The sequence below is a fragment of the Streptococcus cristatus genome (genome assembly GCF_019685515.1).
Taxonomy (GTDB): Bacteria; Bacillota; Bacilli; order Lactobacillales; family Streptococcaceae; genus Streptococcus.
In genome coordinates this window covers 830,370-849,417 of sequence record NZ_JABFFN010000001.1, presented here as the reverse complement: position 1 = coordinate 849,417, position 19,048 = coordinate 830,370, and the positions used below count along the sequence as shown (strand labels likewise).

The window sequence follows — 19,048 nt, the reverse complement described above, 5'->3', positions numbered from 1 at the left end:
AAGATAAAGAATGAATTAGCTTAGTCCGTGTTCTTTGATAGCTGCTTCAATATTGTCAAATACTGGAGCGCTCATCGCTGGAATACGGAACAAGATTGGTCCAGCTTCAATTACTGGAATTCCTGGTTCAAAACCAAGGTCAGTTGCAGCGATTGGAGTAAAGATATCGTAGCCCTTGATAAGGTCTTCGTTTACATCTTTCACCATGACTGCATCACAGTGAACGTCATAACCACGATTTGAGAGTTCTTCTTCTAGAGCACTTTTAATTTGGTGACTTGAGTTAACACCTGCACCGCAGGCAGCAAGAATTTTAATCATTTGGATTTCCTCCGATTTTATATTTTAATAGACAAGGTTAAGCGGTTGCTTCAGCAATGTAAGCATAAAGTTTTTCTGATTCAGAAATTTTTGATAGATCTTCTAGATGATCCTTCCCTGTAAAGAAATCCATCAACTGAGCCAGAATATTCGTTTGACTTGAACTTGAATTGTTAATGATAAAGAAGAGCAGTGAAACTTCAACCTCTCTATCAGGAGCAATCATATTGTGAAAAGTTACTGGTTTTTCTAATCGAACAACCACTACTTTCTCAGCTAGATTATGGACAATATCTGTATGAGGAATCGCAACATTTGGTAGATCTTTCCCCAAAAATTCCATATCTAAGCCAGTTGGAAATGACTTCTCACGCGCGATCAAGGCTTCACGATAAGTTGGAGTCACGATGTCTCGTTCTTCCAACAAACTTGCAACCTGATTAAAAAGTTGTTCTTGATTATCCGCTTCTAAGCAAAACACCAGGTTTTTGTCAAAGAAATGATCTAATCCCATAACCTTTTCCCTTCTTTCAATTATCTTTTATGGTATAAGTATAACACTATATGAAATCGTTGTCAATATTTTTTGTTTCATTTTGTTCATTTTTTTGTAATTTTTGTTTTTTTTCAAGAATATAATCAATATCAAACATTTCTGTTTTAAAATCTACAAAAAAAGAAGGCTCAAGCCTTCTTCTCTTTCCTTACTCAATAGTAGATAAAATCTCTTCTAACTTATGGTAATCTTTTACACTATCAATTTCATAAATGCTATTGTCTTCTAATTCTTCAACATACACATCTAATTCTTTGATATTATCCTTAACCATGTTGTCCCAGTAGAGATCTACAAATTCACCACTTGCATATGCTTTATCAATAAAGCCAACAATCTTCTCAGCAGTTGGAGCATCCCAGAATGAAACTCCGCTCAGAATGCGACCAGCCTTGCTATCAACAATGATGTCTTGAACCTTGTAGTCATCACCATAAACCAAGAACCACTCGTTCGTACAATCTTCACGATAAACGCTAAAATAGGTAGAACGTTTAAGATCGTTTCGAAACATATTTTTGAAAAGATAGTTATCTGCATCGATGACGTAGCTGTTAGCCAAATCTTCTTTTACTAGATAAAGTGAGTAAAAGTTATTGTAATCAGCATACTTGTCGTTAAAGACTAAACGGACACCATATTTTTCTTTTAGGTAGTCAAATTGTTCTTTGAGGTAACCGACAACGATGATAATCTCATCAATTCCTCTCTCTTTCAAAAACTCGATTTGGTATTCTACCAAGGGTTTTTGATTAACCTTAACCAAAGCTTTTGGGGTATTTTCAGTCATAGGGCGCAGACGAGTTCCTAATCCCGCTGCTAAAATAATCGCTTTCACATGAATCTCCTTTATTCTTTAATAATAATATAAACACCAGCCATAACAATAAGTGAAGTGATAATTGTCAGCATATCTAGCGGTGCACCTAAGAAAATAGCTGCAAATAAGACAGTCCAAACTACATAGCTCACATTCAAACCTGTCGCTTTCGCAGGTTGCAAACGATTAATAGCGATATAATAAGCTAAGTAGGAAATCATATCAAAGGCCGCAAAGACAATCAAGAGGCCGAATAATTGCCCATCTGCCACTTCTGCAAATGAATGGTGAGAAAAGAGCACAATCACAAGATAGGACAAGAATGAGGTTACTTGTCGGATTAACAAGGCTTCAATTTCACTTAAATCACTTTCCATAGCATAGGAGCTGAGAACACTTTCGCTCCCCCAGGCAATGGCACAGATAAGGGCACAAAGAATCCCAATGTAAAACGAGTTAACTTGTTCAACCTTGTAGGTTTGAGCAATGATCGCTGCAATAATCAAGAACACTCCGAATACTGTATTCTTTGAAACCTTGTGTTTCAAAATGAAGAAGGCGAGCAAAACTGAAATTGCTGGGTAAATAGCCGATACAGACGAAGCTAGAGAACTACCGATATATTTAACCGCATAAAGATTGGCCTGCATACCAATTGGTCCTGCTAGCAAAGCACCGATAATTACACTTACATTTCGAATATTTAAGAAAATCGAGAGGCGAACTTTTCCTTCTTTTACCAAAAGAAAAGCTAACAAGATAAAGATACTCAAGAAATCATGAGCAGCAGCCACCACAAAAGGTGAAAGATTGGTAAAAATTGAAAAGATATAAGCACTAATTGTTAGACCTAATCCCCAGAAGATACCAGAGAGCAGACCAAAGGAAACACCATTTTTATTCTTCATCCTAACCTCCATAATAAGTCAAACCTTCGACAGCTCTTTGGTAACGGTTGATACCATAATCTCCAAAATCAGCTCCTTGAGCTTCTTTATACACTGTCCACAAACTCCAGATAGTATCTTGCAAGATTTTATAGATACGAATCTTCTCACGTGATACAGGCGTTTTGTCACTTTTATAGTAGGAAAGGAAATCATCTTCCTCTTGCTTTGTAAATTCAGACTCTAAGAAAAGAGCTGCCAAATCCCACATCGGGTCATTCATAGAAGAGTATTCCCAGTCAATCAAATACAATCGACCTTGAGGTGACTCGATAAAGTTTTCTGGTACCAAATCGATATGACAGGACTTTCTATCAACACCCAAATCAGCCAATCTCTTTTCTAGTGAAAATACATCTTTTCTTACAGCTTCATAGTTTTCATAAGGGATAGGTCCCTCAATCAAGGATTCATATTTGCTGATTTCCTCAAAAGGAGCAAACTCTCCTCTTAATTCTTTCCCTGAAGCATGGATGGTTTGTAAAATTGGTGCAATCTTTTCAAACTTGGACTTGATAGATGTCGAATCAAGAGTTACTGCTGATTCGATGTATTCATTTACTTTGATCCCTGATTCAATATCAAAGAGGTAATTTTTGACATCTAAATCTAAATCCTCTAAAAGTTCAAGATTGTACTTTTCATTTTGACGATTGATGAGTTTTTCAGTCCCTTTACCAAAAAATTTCACAATATACTGTTTGTTGGTTGTTTTGACCAAATAGTTTTGGTTGGTCATGCCTCCCAGCTGTTCGACACTGAGTACTTCCTCTTCATCAGATAGCAAAGAAGAAATTTTTTCTTTGATGAGTTTCTCCACAAATAACCTCCCTCTTCTACACTTCCCACTTAAATACTGTTTTGAAAGCAGTATTTAGGTCTGTAGCAAAGACACGGTGAATGTCCTTGATTTCTCTCACAGGTTCTTCAACATAAAGGATATTCTTCAGACGATTTGCAAACTTTTTAACTTCCATCATTTGAATGGCCTTTTCAAAATCGACGCGTCCTGAACGAGACGATCCTACTAATAACAATCCTTTTTCCAAAGCATCTCGTGTATTGATATTAACCTTGTACTCGCTTACTCCCATCATGAGAATCGTTCCCTGTGGACGAATATAGCGAATCAGGTCATTGATAGCTGGTCCTGTACCATCACCACCGCAACACTCAAATCCATGATCAAAGGTCAAATCCTCTGGGATATTATCCGTGATATAGCACTCTTTTGCAAAAGAGAAGAGCTCCAATTTTTCCCAATGGCGACCAATAACGATAATCTCTGCTTCCGGTAGTGTGTAATTGATAATATTGGCAACCACAAAGGCCAAACTACCATCTCCAATAACAGCGATGCGCTCTCGCTTGCTATGAGCAAGATGCAGGAATCGATCCACAGCATGCATACCAACACTTACAAACTCAGTAATTGCTGCAACTGTATCTTCGATATCATTATAAGAAACGACTCGGTCTTTTGGAAGAGAGACAAATTCTCGCATAAAACCATCGTGACCACTAGATAGGAAGTAGGTCCCTGTCATGTAGTTCTCGTAGAATTCCTTGTCACTCTGCATAGGCGGTTGATTTGGAATCATGACCACCTTTTGACCGACTTCATAAGTCCCAGTCGGATCTGAAATAACAGTTCCACAAGACTCATGAATCATGGCCATAGGAAGTTTTTTAGCCAATATCTTTGGATCACGCTTCCCTTGATAGTATCGTTGATCCGCATGACAAACCGCCATATAATTTGGACGAATCAGGATATGGTTCTCCTTATCAATGTCCTCTTCTTGGTATTGTACATTGATAAACTTTGGTTTTGTCAGTTGATAAATTTGATTAATCATAGCCTTAGTCTTTCTCAATCATGCTTTTTGCGATTTTCAAGTCTGTCACAGTTGTGATTTTAAGGTTTGAATATTCCCCTTTAGCTAGAGCAACATCCTTTCCTTTGATAACAAAAATCTTACATGCATCCGTCAGGATTTCCTTTTCTTGATCAGATAGGGAACCATACAAATCCATGAAATCCTTGCAACGGAAAGTCTGAGGTGTTTGACCTTGATAGAGGTGAGCACGATTTGGAATATCCGTGATAAACTGACCATTGGTACTTTCAACAATGGTATCAACCGCTTCTACTACTGTGTCAACCGCATCATGATTTTGGGCCAGTTTGATATTGTCCTGAATCATGCGAAGTGTGATAAAGGGGCGAACAGAGTCGTGGGTAATCACAATATCTTCTGGAGTGATTGGACGGTAGGCATTAATGGCTTCTATAATCTTCTCAATACTGGTATTGCGATCAGCACCACCCTTGGTAATGATGATGCGATCCTTATGGAGAGAAAGATACTTGTCAACCAAGTCCTCAGCGTGTGACACCCAGTCTCCATGAACTCCAACCACAATTTTTTCAATACTTGGTTCTAAGACGAATTTTTCAATTGTGTGGATCAAAATAGGTCGATCACCCAACTCCAAGAATTGTTTTGGTAAATTACTGATTCCCATGCGTGTGCCAGTTCCTCCGGCTAGGATTCCTGCATAGATCATTTATATTCTCCTTTAGTTTATTCTAAAAAACTCATTACCATCTATTATATCACAATCTGCCTCCATCATGAAGAAAAGATAAAGAACCACCATGTGAATCGGCTCATTATTTAGGATGAAAAATGAACAATATTCAACAAAGTCTGAAAAATTATAATAAATTAAGAAATAAATTTAGGTTATTCTCTATACCCCTCATTCAACGTTCGGTTAATATAGAGTTCTTTAGAATATAATAGAAAACTTAAAGAAAACTTAAATATATTTTTAGAAATACAAGAAAAAGCTAGGAAAATTATGGCATCCATTTTTGTAAATTTAAGAAAGCAATCTCTACGATGTTTTAAACTATTGTTAGACTTTTGCTCCCAAAATTGGTAAAATAAAAAAGAAAATAATAGAAAAAGGAAACTATAAACCGCTATGATGAACATGCAGAACATGATGCGCCAAGCACAAAAACTTCAAAAACAAATGGAACAAAGTCAAGCAGAACTCGCTGCCATGGAATTTGTTGGAAAATCAGCTCAAGACCTTGTCCAAGCAACTCTAACTGGTGATAAGAAAGTGGTCAGCATTGACTTTAACCCAGTAGTTGTAGATCCAGAAGATCTTGAAACCCTTTCTGACATGACTGTTCAAGCGATTAACGCTGCACTTGAACAAATTGATGAAACGACTAAGAAGAAACTAGGTGCTTTCGCTGGAAAATTGCCTTTCTAATCCACAAAAAAAGAGAAACAGATGTTTCTCTTTTTTCTTAGAACTCAAAGAATTCCATTGCTTTCTTTAAGAGTAATTCCGTGTATTCCGGATCATCTTGAGCCATTGTGACTTGTGACTGGACCATTTCAAGATCATCCGTTATCATTCCATCTGCTCCAAGTCTGACTGCCTTATCAAAGGACTCAGAACTATTCACAGTCCAAACATATAGTTTCTGATCTGTTGTCCAAAGTTTATTGACAAAGTATTCATCCAAAGTTGAATATTCCATGGTATAACCAGTCGCCTTGGTTCTCGGAAACACACTATTATATGGCAGAATGAAGTACACTGGAATTTCAGGATCGTAAGCCAAGACCTTATCAATCACATGATAGTCTAGTGACTGCATCTGGTGCCCATATTTCTTGATCGTCGTTCCATACTTTTCAAGGAAATGGTCCATCATTTGTGGGCTATCTTTTTTACTGGTTTTAATCTCAATCAGCAATTTTTGGTTTAAAGCATTTGCTCGCTCTAAATAGGCATCAAAACTTGAAATTTTTGTTTGATAACCATTCTCGTAAATATCTGTATTTGTTAATTCATCCAGAGTTAAGTCTTGCGGTGTAGCATTAATTCTTGCTAGCGATTTAAGGTTAGCATCGTGCATCATCACGAACTGACCGTCTTTCGTTTCCTGAACATCCATTTCAATGAGATCTGGTTTTAGTTGAGCTGTTTTTTCCAAAGACTGCACAGTATTTTGAACACCGTTTTTATTACTTACTCCTCTGTGCGAAATCACTAAAGGTGTATTGGTATCCGGAGACTCCAAATAGATGTAACCTTCTAAAGCAAAGAAGATACTTGCACACCCCATGACTCCCCACCTCATCAAATGGTCTTTCTTTCGCCTTGGCATGATCTCCAACTCTTCTCCTGTCAGGAAGGAAACAAACTTCACTAGGAAATAAGTCAGAGTCATGTAATGGAGGTTTTTAATCAAGATAAAATTAATCACACCAAGAATCAAGGATTCTTTTTGAGTAAAATTATCCATTACCGCCTGAGAAAAGAGCAAGGGAATTAACAAGACAAAGAAGAAGAGATAGGTTTTAATGATAATGAGTAGAAGATGCCAAGAGAAGAAAAGGACGTTTTTCTTCGTCTTTTGGAGACTATATTTCACACTTTCTCTTACTGTCTTTCTTTCAAAGAGAATCTTAGGAAGGGCAAACATGAAGCGAACAGAAATGTAGAGAAAGATCCAAGCGGATGCTATGATCAACAGCCCTACCAGCCAGTTCTTATCTTCTAGGTATGTAACGATAAAATCAGGGATAATAATCTTATTGAGATAGTAGATTTTTAAAATTTTCCTAATAAAAGGAAAAAGTAGAGCTACATAAAAGAAGACAAAGGCCATCTTACAAAAGCTCAATCGTTTGACAAATAGAAAGCTCTGGTGAAAGACTTTTCGACTATATTCAATCAAGGTTCTCTTTTCATGATAGAGAAGGTGACGCGCCCCAATGAACAAAAGACAGATTTGAAAATAAGCCACTAAAAGATTGATCGCTATTAAAATGAGAAAGGCTAAACTGACAAAAGGCGAGCCTTGTATAATCGCCCAAAAGTTATTGTAGGAGATAAACAAGTAACCGGTTTGTCTTAGAAGTATGCCAGCTATCCATGAATTCAATGGCAACCAAACAAACTCAACCATCATAAATATCAAGAAAAATAGAAATAGTATTTTATCTAGGTTATAGTATATCTTCCTAAAACCTAGCTTTTTAGGTTTTTCAGGTTTCATAGGCACTCCTAGTCTAAAAATTGAGATAAATCTAAGCCACCGAAAGGATTATTCAGAGAAAAACTACTCTGGTCTTCTATTAATAGCTTTCCTTCATCCGATTCCAAAAAGGCTTCGTAAACACGCGCCGTCATGCGGGCATCCTCTAAACTATTATGAGACTTCCCATGAAAACCTAAAAAATTCGCTACAGTTTGTAATTTAAGATTGGCTATGCCGTGTAAGTCAGAACTACGCCGTTCAAAAGCCTCATCATATAAATCAACCTTATACTGGTCATGATAATCAATACCGTGCTCCAAGAGAATAGGCAGATCACTTTTGGCCGCATTGTATCCAACCATAGGTAAATTACCAACAAAAATCTGAAAATCCCTTAAAACTTGCTCCACCATTGGCGCATCTTTTAAGGTTTCAGCTGTGATTCCAGTCAAGCCATTGATAAAACTCTTCAAAGGTGCTGTAGTATGAACATAAGAATCAAAGGCACCTATTTCTTGACCATTTTGAAAGCGAACTGCTGATACTTGAATCAAATGGGTAACCCCTTCGTATTGATTGAACTCCAAATCAAAGGCAATATAATCTCTTAATTTTTCCATCTTTTACCTCGGTTCCGACTCAATTTAAACCATAAATAATAAAAGAAGCTATCAGGTTAGTGAATAACCCAAACAGCTTCTTTATTTTCCTCCAAATAAGCGAGCAAAAAAGCCTTTTTTGGTAGCTTGAACTTCTTCTTTTGCTTGGTCCAACTCTAGTTTCAAACTTTCTTGATCCTTCATAGCTTGAAGAGTTAATTGTTGCTGTTGGTCCAATTGTTTATCCTTTTCAGCAATCTGTCGATCTTTAACACGCATCTGTTCATCTTTTTCTGCTAACTGCTGGTCTTTGGCCTTGAGCTGCTCATATAAACGAAGAATTTCAGCATTTTTCTCATCGACTAAGATTTCCATCAGTTCGCGTTGTTTGACATCATCACTGACTGGTTCATCTTCAAAAATCGTTTTTTTATAGATTTCTTCTAGCTTAATCAAGCCACTTCGAGTAACTACAGTTACACCTTTGTCATTTTTTTTCGTGTCCTCTTCTGGAAGTTCTTTGACACGATTGTTGATTGCTTGACGAGAGAGTCCTAAGACCTCTGCAATCTCACTGACGGTCATTTCAATACTCATAATATCCTCTGAAACGTTTTCTAGCTTTTCTTTACTTAAATCTTATCATAAGCTAGATAAACTGTCAAATTTCCGCTTAATCCATAGCCTTTAAAAAGGCCAGTAAAACTTGGGCAGAACGACATCCAGCTTCAATGATAAACTCATCAAAAGAGATAGAAGCTTCGTGATTGGCATTGTCGCTCATGGCACGAATGACTAAGAAAGGTAGGCCAAGAGCCTGAGCTGCCTGTGCAATCGCTGCCCCTTCCATTTCAACTGCTAAAACATCTGGAAAGTGAGATTTGATACTAGCAATCCTATCATCACCAGCTACAAAGCTATCTCCTGTAGCAATCAAGCCTAGGTGCCAAGTCTGTTCTAACTGAGATAAGTTTTCTTTAATCCTAGCGATAAAGTTCTTATCGGATTCAAAGTAAAGAGGTTGACCAGCCATCTGACCATAAGCATAGCCAAAAGCAGTTACATCCACATCATGGTAAGCCAACTTATCCGCAATCACTACATCTCCAACGGCAATACCTTCTGCAACTGCACCTGCCGATCCTGTATTGATAACGGCATCTACTTTGAAGTGGTCAGCTAACACCGCTACACTCATAGCTGACATGACCTTTCCAATCCCACTCTGAACTAGAACAACTTCTGTCTTGCCAACAGCGCCAGTATAGTAAGTATTTCCGAGGACTTGGACTTCTTGTGCTCGGTCTAAATTCTGAGTCAAGTGTACGAGTTCTTCTGGCATTGCTGCAATGATTCCAATTTTCATTTTATTTCCTTTTCTATTACAAAAGTTTCATCGCCAACACAAGTAAAATCAAGAGTAGGATGACTGTAAATAAGATTCTGTTTAATTTCGAGTTAAAAACATTTCTCTTGGTATTCTCAATGCGACGGCTCTTATGAATCGTTGGCTCTACTTCGATTGTTAAAGTATCTTGAATAGAATTATAGTCTCTAGAACGTGAATAACCAAAGTTTTGTGAAGAAGTTGATAAAATTTTAGTTTCCTCGTCATCCTGAAGAGGTGGCCCAGAGATTTTCTCTCCACGATTGGCACGTTCGATTATTTCATCTGTTAACAAAGGTTTTCCCATGGGCTACTCCTCTATTTCTTTTGCAATTCCCAGTACTGGATTGCCATAATCGTATTGGCATCACAGATATGGCCAGACTGAATTAAGTTTTTTGCTTCTTCAAGGCTGACCTCTAGAACTTCCAAGGTTTCATCATCATCTTGCGGACGAGGATTTTCCACCTTAGTTAAATCTCTTGCGAGGTAGAGTTTTAATTTTTCGTTACAAAAACCAATAGCAGAGTAGAAATCATATAGAAGCTCTAACTTACCCGTATAGGCAACCTCCTCCTCCAATTCACGAAGGGCTGCCGACATGGGATCTGCATTTTCACCAATTTCCAGTTTACCAGCAGGAATTTCATAAGAGATAGCTTCAATAGCTTTTCTGTATTGCTTAACAAGGACGATTTTATCCTCAGCTGTTACAGCTAGAACACATACGCCTCCATTGTGAAAAATCAGATCACGTTGGGCAGTTCCCTTCCCTTCTGGTAGTTCCACCTGATCTTGCACTAGCTTAAAAATAGGACCTCGGTAGATTTCCTTCCGGCTAATCGTTTTTTCTTCAAATTCCATGATAGACTCCTACTGATTCTTAGGATGATGAGGCAAACGTAATGCATATTCATCTTTATTAACTTGACGTCCACGTCCAATAGCAATGGCATCAGCTGGAACATCTTTTGTAATCGTTGAACCAGCTCCAACTAGTGAATTATCACCAAGTTCTACTGGAGCAATGATGGTTGAGTTTGATCCAACAAAGACATTGTTGCCAATGACAGTCTTGTACTTATTCTTCCCGTCGTAGTTAACTGTAATCGTACCTGCACCAAAGTTAACATGGCTACCCACTTCACAGTTTCCGATATAGGTTAAATGACCTGCCTTAGTATTTTCACCGATTGAAGATCCTTTTACTTCAACAAAGTTTCCAATGTGAACTTGAGAAGCAAGACTTGAGCCTGGACGAATATGAGCATACGGACCGACTGTCACACCATCTGCAACTGTACTTTCCTCAATCATGGAATTTGTAATCACAGCTCCAGCTCCGATAGCGCTATCTACGATATAAGTTCCATTTGTCAAAACAGTTTCCGACCCAATCTTCGTTTGACCTTTCAAGGTAACGTTGGCTTCGATTTGAACTTCAGGTGCAATCTCGACATCAATATCAATGTAAGTCACTTCAGGATTGACAAAGCTAACACCATTAACCATGTGCTTTTGATTGATACGGCGGCGCATCACTACTTCCGCAGTGGCAAGAGCCACACGGTCGTTTACTCCAAGACTTTCATCAAAATCCTTGAGAGTATAGGCGCCAACCTTCTCACCTGCGTTACGGAAAATACCAATCACATCAGTAATATAGTATTCACCTTGGGCATTGTTGGTGTTGATGTTTTTAAGGGCCTCAAAAAGACGTTCATTGTCAAATACATATGTTCCTGTATTGATTTCCTTAATTTGCTTTTCAAAGTCTGTGGCATCTTTCTGCTCCACAATGCGAAGAACTTCAGCATTATCGTTACGGACGATACGACCATACCCAAAAGGATCTGCTGCTTCAGCCGTTAAAATAGTCGCCACATTTTTGTGATTGATATGGAAATCCAAGAGATTTTTCAAGCTTTCACCTGTAATCAGAGGAGTATCTCCAGCGATAACCAAGGTGTGCCCAGAGCGGTTTTGGAGAATGGGTTCTGCCATCATTACAGCATGCCCTGTGCCCAGTTGTTCCGATTGAGTGACAAAGTCTGTCTGTCCAGCCAAGACTTGCTCAACTAGCTCCGCCTTGTGTCCCACAACAGTGACTGTTTTTTCAGGTTGAATAGCACCAACACTACGAAAAACATGTTCCAACATCGAAATTCCTGCTACCTTATGAAGTACCTTTGGAAGATCTGATTTCATGCGAGTACCTTTACCCGCTGCTAAAATAATGGCATAATTTGACATACTATTCTCTTTTCTGTAAAAATTCCCTTATATTATACCATAATTTACTTCCTTAGGAGTAAACAAACAGAGAAATAGGGGAAAACATGCTAGTTCATTCATCTTTTCAACGTTTTCTTTGATTTTTTTATCTATTTACGTTAAACTAATTAGATATGAGAAAAGAGATTCATCCAGCTATTATTTTTAGTCTATTCACCATTGTTATAGCTATTTTAATCTTTAATAAACCAGCTTATGAAGACCATTCGGTCAAGTCAAAAAGCAACACTGTCCAAGTTGAAAACCAGGCCTTGCATAATCTTGATAAACCCATTATTGACATTTCTGGTTGGCAAAGACCGGAGGAGATAAACTACGATATTTTATCTCAAAATATTTCTGGAGCTATTGTTCGTGTGCACAGTGGTACTCAACACACGGAAGCAAATGATGCAGCCTTTATCAACGGGGTTGATAAATCCTATAAAAATCACATTTCAGAATTTCAAAAGCGCAATGTCCCCGTAGCCGTTTATGCTTATCTAGCTGGTACGAACAAAGAAGAAATGGAAAAAGCGGCTGAAGTTTTCTACAATTCTGCTTCTCCATATAATCCTAGTTATTACTGGCTTGACGTTGAGGAAAAAACAATGGCCGATATGAATGACGGAGTCGAAGCTTTTCGGGCTAAACTTGAATCGCTGGGCGCTAAAAATATCGGGATTTACATTGGTGTTTATTTCATGCAAGAACATAGCATCAATACGAAGAATTTCTCCGCTGTTTGGATTCCTTCTTATGGGACAGACTCAGGCTACTTTGAGGCCACACCCAATACTGATTTAGACTATGACCTCCATCAGTATACTTCCAAAGGAAAAATTGCAGGATTTGAACATCACCTAGACATCAATCTCATTTCTACTGATAAGGAAAAAGAAGAAACCTTCAGAAAGCTATTTTTAAGACCATAAAGCAAGTGAAAATCGCAACTTTTTCACTTGCTTTTTCATTTTTTTGCCGTCTGTGTTATAATTGATAGGATAGAAAAAGAAATTTATGAAATTAAGGAGTCTAATATGTTTTCATGGATTGCAAGAGTTATTAAAGGAATCGTCATCGCCTTAGGATTTATCCTACCTGGAATTTCTGGTGGTGTTCTGGCAGCGATTTTGGGGATCTACGAGCGAATGATTGGCTTTCTTGCTCATCCCTTTAAGGATTTTAAAGAGAATGTCCTATACTTTATCCCAGTAGCTATTGGGATGTTGCTAGGTATTGGTTTGTTTTCCTATCCGATCGAGTATTTGCTAGAAAATTACCAAATCTATGTTTTATGGAGCTTTGCTGGAGCTATCATTGGTACAGTTCCTAGTCTCCTTAAAGAATCTACTCGAGAATCTGATCGTGATAAGGTTGACCTAGTCTGGTTCTGGACCACCTTTATCCTTTCAGGACTAGGGCTCTACGCGCTAAACTTTGTTGTTGGTTCTCTCAGCGCCAGTTTCGCTAGTTTCATCTTAGCGGGTGTTCTTTTAGCTCTTGGTGTCTTGGTACCTGGTTTAAGTCCATCAAATCTACTCTTGATTTTAGGACTGTACGCTCCAATGTTAACTGGCTTTAAGACCTTTGATTTATTTGGTACCTTCCTTCCTATCGGGATTGGTGCGGGTGCAACTCTCATCGTTTTTTCAAAATTAATGGACCATGCCTTGAACAACTACCACTCCCGTGTTTATCACTTTATTATTGGAATTGTGCTATCAAGCACCCTCTTGATTTTGATTCCAAATGCTGGAAGTGCTGAAAGTATCCAATACACTGGACTTTCCATCGTAAGCTATGTTCTCATCGCCTTCTTCTTTGCACTTGGCATTTGGCTTGGTATCTGGATGAGTCAATTGGAGGATAAGTATAAATAATGGCAAAGAAAGTTAAGATTAAGAAAACCTTGGTCGAACAAATCTTGACCAAGGCAGGAATTGAGCACACAGGGATTCAAATCAATGCGCTTGAGGGTGAACTTCCTTCGGAATATGATCGAACACATATTTTTAAAACCTTGGCTCTGCTGGGGGACAAGACAGGCCCAATTATCGGAATCGTCCCCATAACAGAACACCTCGCTGAAAAAAAATTAGCAAAGGTTTCTGGTAATAAAAAAGTGAGTATGATTCCACAAAAAGACCTAGAAAAAACGACAGGCTATATTCATGGGGCAAATAACCCCGTCGGTATTCGCCAAAAACACAACTATCCTATTTTTATTGATCAAAAAGCCTTGGATTTGGATAAAATGATTGTCTCGGCTGGAGAAGTCGGGCACAGTATTATCATCCGACCTCAAGACTTAGCCAGTTTTGTAAAAGCAGATTTTGCTGATCTCTTGGAGGAAAACAACTGATGAAACTCTATTTTGTCCGTCATGGTCGAACTGTCTGGAATCTTGAAGGACGTTTTCAAGGTGCTAGCGGTGATTCTCCCCTTCTTCCAGAGTCCGTTGACATACTAAAACAACTGGGGCAGTATCTTAAGGAAGTTCCTTTTGATACGATTTATTCTAGTGATTTACCCAGAACGGTTAAATCTGCTGAAATTATTCAAAGTCAACTCCAGAAACCTTGTTCATTAGAAAGTATTCCAGACCTACGTGAATGGCAACTTGGCAAACTAGAGGGATTAAAAATCGCTACGCTCAATGCCATCTACCCACAACAAATCAAGGCCTTTCGCTCTAATCTGGCTCAGTTTGATACGAAGATGTTTGAAGCCGAATCTCTCTACTCTACGACTCAGCGAACTATTCGATTTATCAAATCTCTGAAAGGAAGTCCGGCTGAAAACATTCTGATCGTTGGGCATGGGGCAAATCTCACTGCTAGCCTTCGTACACTTTTAGGCTATAAAGAAGCTCACCTCCGCAAAGAAGGAGGCTTGGCCAATGCTAGTCTGACAGTTTTAGAGACCGATGATTTTGAAACCTTCACTCTGGAAAGGTGGAATGACACTTCCTATCAAGAAAAATAATGGAACTTGATCTTAATAGTCAAGTTCTTTTTAGTTTTCAAAGAATATCCGTGAATTTCTCTGCTATTTATGATAAAATGGGAGTATCGCAAAAAATGACTCATCGTATCAAATTTTGAGTAAAATTAGGAGGAACCCATGTCTACAGAACATATGGAAGAACTAAATGACCAGCAGATCGTTCGCCGTGAAAAAATGGCTGCGCTCCGTGAACAAGGAATCGATCCCTTCGGAAAACGTTTTGAACGTACTGCTAACTCTCAAGAACTAAAAGACAAATTTGCAGAACTTGATAAAGAACAATTACATGAATTAAATGAAACTGCTACTATCGCTGGACGCTTAGTAACCAAACGTGGAAAAGGGAAAGTCGGCTTTGCCCATCTTCAAGACCGAGAAGGTCAAATCCAAATCTACGTTCGTAAAGATGCTGTTGGTGAAGAAAACTACGAAATCTTTAAGAAGGCTGACCTCGGTGACTTCCTCGGTGTCGAAGGTGAAGTCATGCGTACAGATATGGGAGAGCTCTCTATCAAGGCAACTCACATTACACACTTGTCTAAAGCACTTCGCCCACTTCCAGAGAAATTCCACGGTTTGACTGACGTTGAAACCATCTATCGTAAACGTTACCTTGACTTGATTTCTAACCGTGAAAGCTTTGAACGTTTTGTCACTCGTTCAAAAATCATCTCTGAAATCCGTCGTTATCTAGACCAAAAAGGTTTCCTTGAAGTGGAAACACCTGTTCTTCATAATGAAGCCGGTGGTGCTGCTGCTCGTCCATTTATCACTCACCACAATGCACAAAACATTGACATGGTGCTTCGTATTGCGACTGAGCTTCACTTGAAACGCCTTATCGTTGGTGGTATGGAACGTGTTTATGAAATTGGCCGTATCTTCCGTAACGAAGGAATGGATGCTACACATAACCCTGAGTTCACTTCTATCGAAGTTTACCAAGCTTATGCAGACTTCCAAGACATCATGGACTTGACTGAAGGCATTATCCAACATGCTGCTAAAGCTGTTAAAGGTGACGGCCCAGTCAACTACCAAGGAACTGAAATCAAAATCAACGAACCATTTAAACGTGTTCACATGGTGGATGCTATCAAAGAAATTACTGGTGTAGATTTCTGGCAAGACATGACTTTCGAAGAAGCTAAAGCTATCGCTGCTGAGAAGAAAGTTCCAGTTGAGAAACACTACACTGAAGTTGGTCACATCATCAATGCTTTCTTTGAAGAATTTGTCGAAGAAACCTTGATTCAACCAACCTTTGTCTACGGTCATCCAGTAGCTGTCTCTCCACTCGCTAAGAAAAACCCTGAAGACGAACGCTTTACTGACCGCTTTGAGCTCTTCATTATGACCAAGGAATACGGTAACGCCTTTACTGAGTTGAACGACCCAATCGACCAGCTTAGCCGTTTCGAATCCCAAGCTAAAGCCAAAGAACTTGGTGATGATGAGGCAACAGGTATCGACTACGACTACATCGAGGCTCTTGAATACGGTATGCCACCAACAGGTGGTTTGGGTATCGGTATCGACCGTCTCTGCATGCTCCTCACTGATACAACTACTATCCGTGATGTATTGCTCTTCCCAACAATGAAATAATACTCTTCGAAAATCTCTTCAAACCACGTCAGCGTTGCCTTGCCGTAGATATATGTTCCTGACTTTGTCAGTCTTATCTACAACCTCAAAACAGTGTTTTGAGCAGCCTGCGGCTAGCTTCCTAGTTTGCTCTTTGATTTTCATTGAGTATAAACTCTTATCCTCTGGTACTTGCCAGAGGATTTTGTGATGCAAAAAGAGATTGAGGAAAAACTCAATCTCTTTTCTTATTCTTGATTTTTAACTTGACTGGTGGCTACATCTTCTCCAAACCATTTCTGGCTGATTTCCTGGAATTTTCCTTCTTGGTATAGTGAGATAAAGGCTTGGTTCAAAGCGGCTAACAAAGTTTTATCAGCAGGTCTTACACCAACTGCAAAAGCTTCACTTTCAAACCCTGCTGAAAAGATATTGTAGTCATTTAATATCCCTTCAGACTGGAGATAATAATTGGCATATACCCGGTCAATCAACAAGGCATCAATCCGGTCATTTTTCAAATCAATTAAGGCTTCATTGAAACTTTGGTATTGATTAGCCTTCTGGTCTTTCACTCGGTTCTTGAGTCGTTCTGGTTGTCCTTCAAAATTCAAATAGCCAGAAGATCCAGCCTGGGCCCCTAAAACTTTGTCTGTCATATCCTGAATTGAGTGGATATTTTGAGACTTTTTAGAGACCAAAACTTGTTGATTTTCCATGTAAGGAATAGTAAAGGCAACCTTCTCTTTCCGTTCATCTGTAGCTGTATAGCCATTCCAGATGGCATCAATGGTACCATTTTGTAGTTCGGTTTCTTTCATATCCCAGTCGATGGGTTGAAATTTAATCTGAATTCCTAGCTTTTCAGAGACAGCTTGGGCTAGGTCAATATCAAAGCCCGCGTACTGGCCATTCTTTTCCTCAAATCCCATGGGAACAAAGGTATTGTCAAAGCCAATGGTAATGCTACCCTGCTTTTGATATTTGGCCCAGTTATCCTGATTTGGATCACTCACCTTCTGAGTACAAGCCGTCAGGAAGAAGCTAAAGAACAGAGCAAGTACAAGGGTAATTTTCTTTCTCTTCATAGACACCTCCTACTTTGGATCAACCTTAAGGATCTGATTAGCAATATTTTCTGCAAACTGAAGGTCGTGCGTCACAACAATCTGGGTCATCCCACGCTCTTTATTTTGAAGGATAAGTTTTTCCACTTCTAATCGCAATTCTGGGTCTAAGGCCGATGTAGGTTCATCATATCCAATAATTTCTGGATTTATCATCATGGCGCGTGCTAAGGCCACCCGTTGTTTTTGCCCACCAGATAATGAGAAAGGAAAGGCATCTGCATGCCCAGCTAACCCAAGTTGTTCTAACAAACCACGCGCCTTCTTCTCAGCAACTTCCTTCTCCATGCTCATGGTTTTTATGGGCGACAGAGTTAAGTTTTCTAGAACTGACAAATGCGGAAAGAGTTGAAAATCTTGGAAAACAAATCCCAGAAGATTGCGCTTTTCTAGTTCGTCTATAGCTAGCGATTCTCCGTTATAGTAGATTTCCCCAGAATCGATAGTTTCCAATCCAGCTAGCATACGTAACAGGGTGGTCTTTCCACCTCCTGATGGACCTACGATTGCGAGGATTTGCTTTTCAGGAATTGATAGGCTAAAATTGGTTAAGATTTGTTTGCCACCAAAGGCTTTATTGATGTTTCGTAATTCTAACATAACAATCCTCCTATCTGTAATAACTGTACTTCTTCTCAAGTTTTTTCGCTACAATGGTTACAAGACCAATCATGATTAAATAAATCGCTCCAGCTAAAAACATAGGAACAAGACTGGCATCTCGATTGGCTGCTGTACGACTAGCCAAAATCAAATCTGAAATCCCCAAAGCATAGACCAAAGAAGTATCCTTGACCAAACTCATAATTTCATTAAAAACACTCGGTAAGACAATCTTTGTAACCTGAGGAAGGATGATATAGCGAACTGTATCAAAGGAGCTAAATTTTAACACTTTTGCAGCTTCATACTGCCCTTTTGGAATGGTTTCGATTCCACCACGAAAGATTTCTGCAAAGTAGGCTGCATAGTTCAATACAAAAGCGATTACAGCAGCAGGCAAACGATCTAAACGTATCCCAATGCTAGGAAGAACATAGTAAATAAAGATTAATTGCAAGAGCAAAGGAGTCCCTCGCATTACCCAAATATAAAGGTCAATGAGATAATGGAGGGGTTTCCAACGGACTTGCAAAGCAAAGGCAACGACAATACCTAAGGGAATTGAAAAAATTAAAACCAGAGCAAAGACCTGAAGTGTCATACTTGCACCGTTTAACAAACTTGGTAATATCTCAAACATATAAGACATACTGCACCTCCTAAAAATAATTGTTCCTATTATAGCATAAATAAACAATTTAGCAAGAGTAATTGTAAAAAAATTCTATTTCTTCCAAAAAA

23 protein-coding genes are annotated in these 19,048 nt (G+C 38.8%); 6 read left to right on the top strand and 17 right to left on the bottom strand.

Translation table 11 applies throughout. From position 1 onward, the window contains the following. Nucleotides 1–15: 15 nt before the first annotated feature. The 7 genes from FOA33_RS04150 to FOA33_RS04120 form a co-directional block, all read right to left on the bottom strand. Complete coding sequence (locus tag FOA33_RS04150) at nucleotides 16–321, bottom strand: PTS sugar transporter subunit IIB (RefSeq protein WP_000590551.1); 306 nt, start codon at nucleotides 319–321, stop codon at nucleotides 16–18. Between the two features lie 37 nt (nucleotides 322–358). Next, a complete protein-coding gene (locus FOA33_RS04145) occupies nucleotides 359–835 on the bottom strand; it encodes a PTS sugar transporter subunit IIA (RefSeq protein ID WP_221160734.1) in 477 nt (158 codons plus the stop codon). A 190-nt stretch (nucleotides 836–1,025) separates the two neighbouring features. Next, nucleotides 1,026–1,715, bottom strand: coding sequence for a sugar phosphate nucleotidyltransferase (locus FOA33_RS04140; protein ID WP_000643949.1), 690 nt, complete (start codon nucleotides 1,713–1,715; stop codon nucleotides 1,026–1,028). Between the two features lie 11 nt (nucleotides 1,716–1,726). Further along, nucleotides 1,727–2,605, bottom strand: coding sequence for a DMT family transporter (locus FOA33_RS04135; RefSeq protein ID WP_221160733.1), 879 nt, complete (start codon nucleotides 2,603–2,605; stop codon nucleotides 1,727–1,729). 1 nt (nucleotide 2,606) lies between these two features. Then, a complete protein-coding gene (locus FOA33_RS04130; RefSeq protein ID WP_221160732.1) occupies nucleotides 2,607–3,464 on the bottom strand; it encodes a phosphotransferase family protein in 858 nt (285 codons plus the stop codon). Nucleotides 3,465–3,480: 16 nt separating this feature from the next. Further along, nucleotides 3,481–4,503 (bottom strand): ribitol-5-phosphate dehydrogenase, encoded by a 1,023-nt coding sequence (locus tag FOA33_RS04125; protein WP_221160731.1) that lies wholly within the window; start codon nucleotides 4,501–4,503, stop codon nucleotides 3,481–3,483. Between the two features lie 4 nt (nucleotides 4,504–4,507). Next, nucleotides 4,508–5,215 (bottom strand): IspD/TarI family cytidylyltransferase, encoded by a 708-nt coding sequence (locus tag FOA33_RS04120; RefSeq protein WP_000638516.1) that lies wholly within the window; start codon nucleotides 5,213–5,215, stop codon nucleotides 4,508–4,510. Between the two features lie 423 nt (nucleotides 5,216–5,638). Between FOA33_RS04120 and FOA33_RS04115 the strand changes: the two genes are divergently transcribed. Next, the gene (locus FOA33_RS04115; protein WP_000981517.1) at nucleotides 5,639–5,938 is read left to right on the top strand and encodes a YbaB/EbfC family nucleoid-associated protein; all 300 of its coding nucleotides are present in this window, start codon (nucleotides 5,639–5,641) and stop codon (nucleotides 5,936–5,938) included. Nucleotides 5,939–5,975: 37 nt separating this feature from the next. Here the strand turns inward: FOA33_RS04115 and FOA33_RS04110 are convergent, their stop codons facing one another. The 7 genes from FOA33_RS04110 to glmU all read right to left on the bottom strand — a co-directional run bounded on the left by FOA33_RS04110 (nucleotide 5,976) and on the right by glmU (nucleotide 11,960). Then, nucleotides 5,976–7,739 (bottom strand): glycerophosphoryl diester phosphodiesterase membrane domain-containing protein, encoded by a 1,764-nt coding sequence (locus FOA33_RS04110; RefSeq protein ID WP_221160730.1) that lies wholly within the window; start codon nucleotides 7,737–7,739, stop codon nucleotides 5,976–5,978. Nucleotides 7,740–7,747: 8 nt separating this feature from the next. Next, entirely contained in the window at nucleotides 7,748–8,341 is a 594-nt protein-coding gene (locus FOA33_RS04105; RefSeq protein WP_221160729.1) for a 3'-5' exonuclease, read from the bottom strand. 81 nt (nucleotides 8,342–8,422) lie between these two features. Then, complete coding sequence (rocS, locus tag FOA33_RS04100; protein WP_000021249.1) at nucleotides 8,423–8,917, bottom strand: chromosome segregation protein RocS; 495 nt, start codon at nucleotides 8,915–8,917, stop codon at nucleotides 8,423–8,425. 76 nt (nucleotides 8,918–8,993) lie between these two features. After that, nucleotides 8,994–9,686: a 5'-methylthioadenosine/adenosylhomocysteine nucleosidase gene (locus FOA33_RS04095; RefSeq protein WP_000689804.1), complete on the bottom strand. Its 693-nt coding sequence runs from the start codon at nucleotides 9,684–9,686 to the stop codon at nucleotides 8,994–8,996. Nucleotides 9,687–9,702: 16 nt separating this feature from the next. After that, complete coding sequence (gene macP, locus FOA33_RS04090; RefSeq protein WP_000517856.1) at nucleotides 9,703–10,014, bottom strand: cell wall synthase accessory phosphoprotein MacP; 312 nt, start codon at nucleotides 10,012–10,014, stop codon at nucleotides 9,703–9,705. An 11-nt stretch (nucleotides 10,015–10,025) separates the two neighbouring features. Further along, nucleotides 10,026–10,571, bottom strand: coding sequence for an NUDIX hydrolase (locus tag FOA33_RS04085; RefSeq protein WP_221160728.1), 546 nt, complete (start codon nucleotides 10,569–10,571; stop codon nucleotides 10,026–10,028). Nucleotides 10,572–10,580: 9 nt separating this feature from the next. Continuing rightward, nucleotides 10,581–11,960: a bifunctional UDP-N-acetylglucosamine diphosphorylase/glucosamine-1-phosphate N-acetyltransferase GlmU gene (gene glmU / locus FOA33_RS04080; RefSeq protein WP_221160727.1), complete on the bottom strand. Its 1,380-nt coding sequence runs from the start codon at nucleotides 11,958–11,960 to the stop codon at nucleotides 10,581–10,583. Nucleotides 11,961–12,115: 155 nt separating this feature from the next. Between glmU and FOA33_RS04075 the strand changes: the two genes are divergently transcribed. The 5 genes from FOA33_RS04075 to lysS all read left to right on the top strand — a co-directional run bounded on the left by FOA33_RS04075 (nucleotide 12,116) and on the right by lysS (nucleotide 16,598). Then, the gene (locus FOA33_RS04075) at nucleotides 12,116–12,916 is read left to right on the top strand and encodes a glycoside hydrolase family 25 protein (protein ID WP_221160726.1); all 801 of its coding nucleotides are present in this window, start codon (nucleotides 12,116–12,118) and stop codon (nucleotides 12,914–12,916) included. 105 nt (nucleotides 12,917–13,021) lie between these two features. Further along, entirely contained in the window at nucleotides 13,022–13,864 is an 843-nt protein-coding gene (locus tag FOA33_RS04070; RefSeq protein ID WP_221160725.1) for a DUF368 domain-containing protein, read from the top strand. After that, nucleotides 13,864–14,346, top strand: a complete 483-nt coding sequence (locus FOA33_RS04065; protein WP_221160724.1) for an aminoacyl-tRNA deacylase — start codon at nucleotides 13,864–13,866, stop codon at nucleotides 14,344–14,346. The genes FOA33_RS04070 and FOA33_RS04065 overlap by 1 nt, the downstream gene beginning before the upstream one ends. Continuing rightward, a complete protein-coding gene (locus tag FOA33_RS04060; protein ID WP_221160723.1) occupies nucleotides 14,346–14,969 on the top strand; it encodes a histidine phosphatase family protein in 624 nt (207 codons plus the stop codon). The genes FOA33_RS04065 and FOA33_RS04060 overlap by 1 nt, the downstream gene beginning before the upstream one ends. A 138-nt stretch (nucleotides 14,970–15,107) precedes the next feature. After that, nucleotides 15,108–16,598, top strand: a complete 1,491-nt coding sequence (gene lysS, locus FOA33_RS04055) for a lysine--tRNA ligase (RefSeq protein ID WP_221160722.1) — start codon at nucleotides 15,108–15,110, stop codon at nucleotides 16,596–16,598. A gap of 227 nt (nucleotides 16,599–16,825) precedes the next feature. On the opposite strand, the gene FOA33_RS04050 is transcribed toward lysS, so the two are convergent. Genes FOA33_RS04050 through FOA33_RS04040 form a run of 3 tightly spaced genes read right to left on the bottom strand, consistent with a single transcriptional unit; the run spans nucleotide 16,826 to nucleotide 18,956 of the window. After that, the gene (locus FOA33_RS04050) at nucleotides 16,826–17,665 is read right to left on the bottom strand and encodes an amino acid ABC transporter substrate-binding protein (protein WP_221160721.1); all 840 of its coding nucleotides are present in this window, start codon (nucleotides 17,663–17,665) and stop codon (nucleotides 16,826–16,828) included. Between the two features lie 9 nt (nucleotides 17,666–17,674). Then, nucleotides 17,675–18,304, bottom strand: a complete 630-nt coding sequence (locus FOA33_RS04045; protein WP_221160720.1) for an amino acid ABC transporter ATP-binding protein — start codon at nucleotides 18,302–18,304, stop codon at nucleotides 17,675–17,677. Nucleotides 18,305–18,314: 10 nt separating this feature from the next. After that, nucleotides 18,315–18,956: an amino acid ABC transporter permease gene (locus tag FOA33_RS04040; RefSeq protein WP_000121159.1), complete on the bottom strand. Its 642-nt coding sequence runs from the start codon at nucleotides 18,954–18,956 to the stop codon at nucleotides 18,315–18,317. Between the last annotated feature and the right edge of the window lie 92 nt (nucleotides 18,957–19,048).

Bases quoted from the DNA above. Each gene is read 5' to 3' on its own strand.
- lysS (WP_221160722.1), top strand. From the start codon at position 15,108: ATGTCTACAGAACATATGGAAGAACTAAATGACCAGCAGATCGTTCGC.
- FOA33_RS04085 (WP_221160728.1), bottom strand. From the start codon at position 10,571: ATGGAATTTGAAGAAAAAACGATTAGCCGGAAGGAAATCTACCGAGGT.
- FOA33_RS04050 (WP_221160721.1), bottom strand. From the start codon at position 17,665: ATGAAGAGAAAGAAAATTACCCTTGTACTTGCTCTGTTCTTTAGCTTC.
- FOA33_RS04040 (WP_000121159.1), bottom strand. From the start codon at position 18,956: ATGTCTTATATGTTTGAGATATTACCAAGTTTGTTAAACGGTGCAAGT.
- FOA33_RS04120 (WP_000638516.1), bottom strand. From the start codon at position 5,215: ATGATCTATGCAGGAATCCTAGCCGGAGGAACTGGCACACGCATGGGA.
- macP (WP_000517856.1), bottom strand. From the start codon at position 10,014: ATGGGAAAACCTTTGTTAACAGATGAAATAATCGAACGTGCCAATCGT.
- FOA33_RS04075 (WP_221160726.1), top strand. From the start codon at position 12,116: ATGAGAAAAGAGATTCATCCAGCTATTATTTTTAGTCTATTCACCATT.
- FOA33_RS04135 (WP_221160733.1), bottom strand. From the start codon at position 2,605: ATGAAGAATAAAAATGGTGTTTCCTTTGGTCTGCTCTCTGGTATCTTC.
- FOA33_RS04110 (WP_221160730.1), bottom strand. From the start codon at position 7,739: ATGAAACCTGAAAAACCTAAAAAGCTAGGTTTTAGGAAGATATACTAT.
- rocS (WP_000021249.1), bottom strand. From the start codon at position 8,917: ATGAGTATTGAAATGACCGTCAGTGAGATTGCAGAGGTCTTAGGACTC.
- FOA33_RS04150 (WP_000590551.1), bottom strand. From the start codon at position 321: ATGATTAAAATTCTTGCTGCCTGCGGTGCAGGTGTTAACTCAAGTCAC.
- FOA33_RS04060 (WP_221160723.1), top strand. From the start codon at position 14,346: ATGAAACTCTATTTTGTCCGTCATGGTCGAACTGTCTGGAATCTTGAA.
- FOA33_RS04045 (WP_221160720.1), bottom strand. From the start codon at position 18,304: ATGTTAGAATTACGAAACATCAATAAAGCCTTTGGTGGCAAACAAATC.
- FOA33_RS04145 (WP_221160734.1), bottom strand. From the start codon at position 835: ATGGGATTAGATCATTTCTTTGACAAAAACCTGGTGTTTTGCTTAGAA.
- glmU (WP_221160727.1), bottom strand. From the start codon at position 11,960: ATGTCAAATTATGCCATTATTTTAGCAGCGGGTAAAGGTACTCGCATG.
- FOA33_RS04095 (WP_000689804.1), bottom strand. From the start codon at position 9,686: ATGAAAATTGGAATCATTGCAGCAATGCCAGAAGAACTCGTACACTTG.
- FOA33_RS04065 (WP_221160724.1), top strand. From the start codon at position 13,864: ATGGCAAAGAAAGTTAAGATTAAGAAAACCTTGGTCGAACAAATCTTG.
- FOA33_RS04125 (WP_221160731.1), bottom strand. From the start codon at position 4,503: ATGATTAATCAAATTTATCAACTGACAAAACCAAAGTTTATCAATGTA.
- FOA33_RS04070 (WP_221160725.1), top strand. From the start codon at position 13,022: ATGTTTTCATGGATTGCAAGAGTTATTAAAGGAATCGTCATCGCCTTA.
- FOA33_RS04115 (WP_000981517.1), top strand. From the start codon at position 5,639: ATGATGAACATGCAGAACATGATGCGCCAAGCACAAAAACTTCAAAAA.
- FOA33_RS04105 (WP_221160729.1), bottom strand. From the start codon at position 8,341: ATGGAAAAATTAAGAGATTATATTGCCTTTGATTTGGAGTTCAATCAA.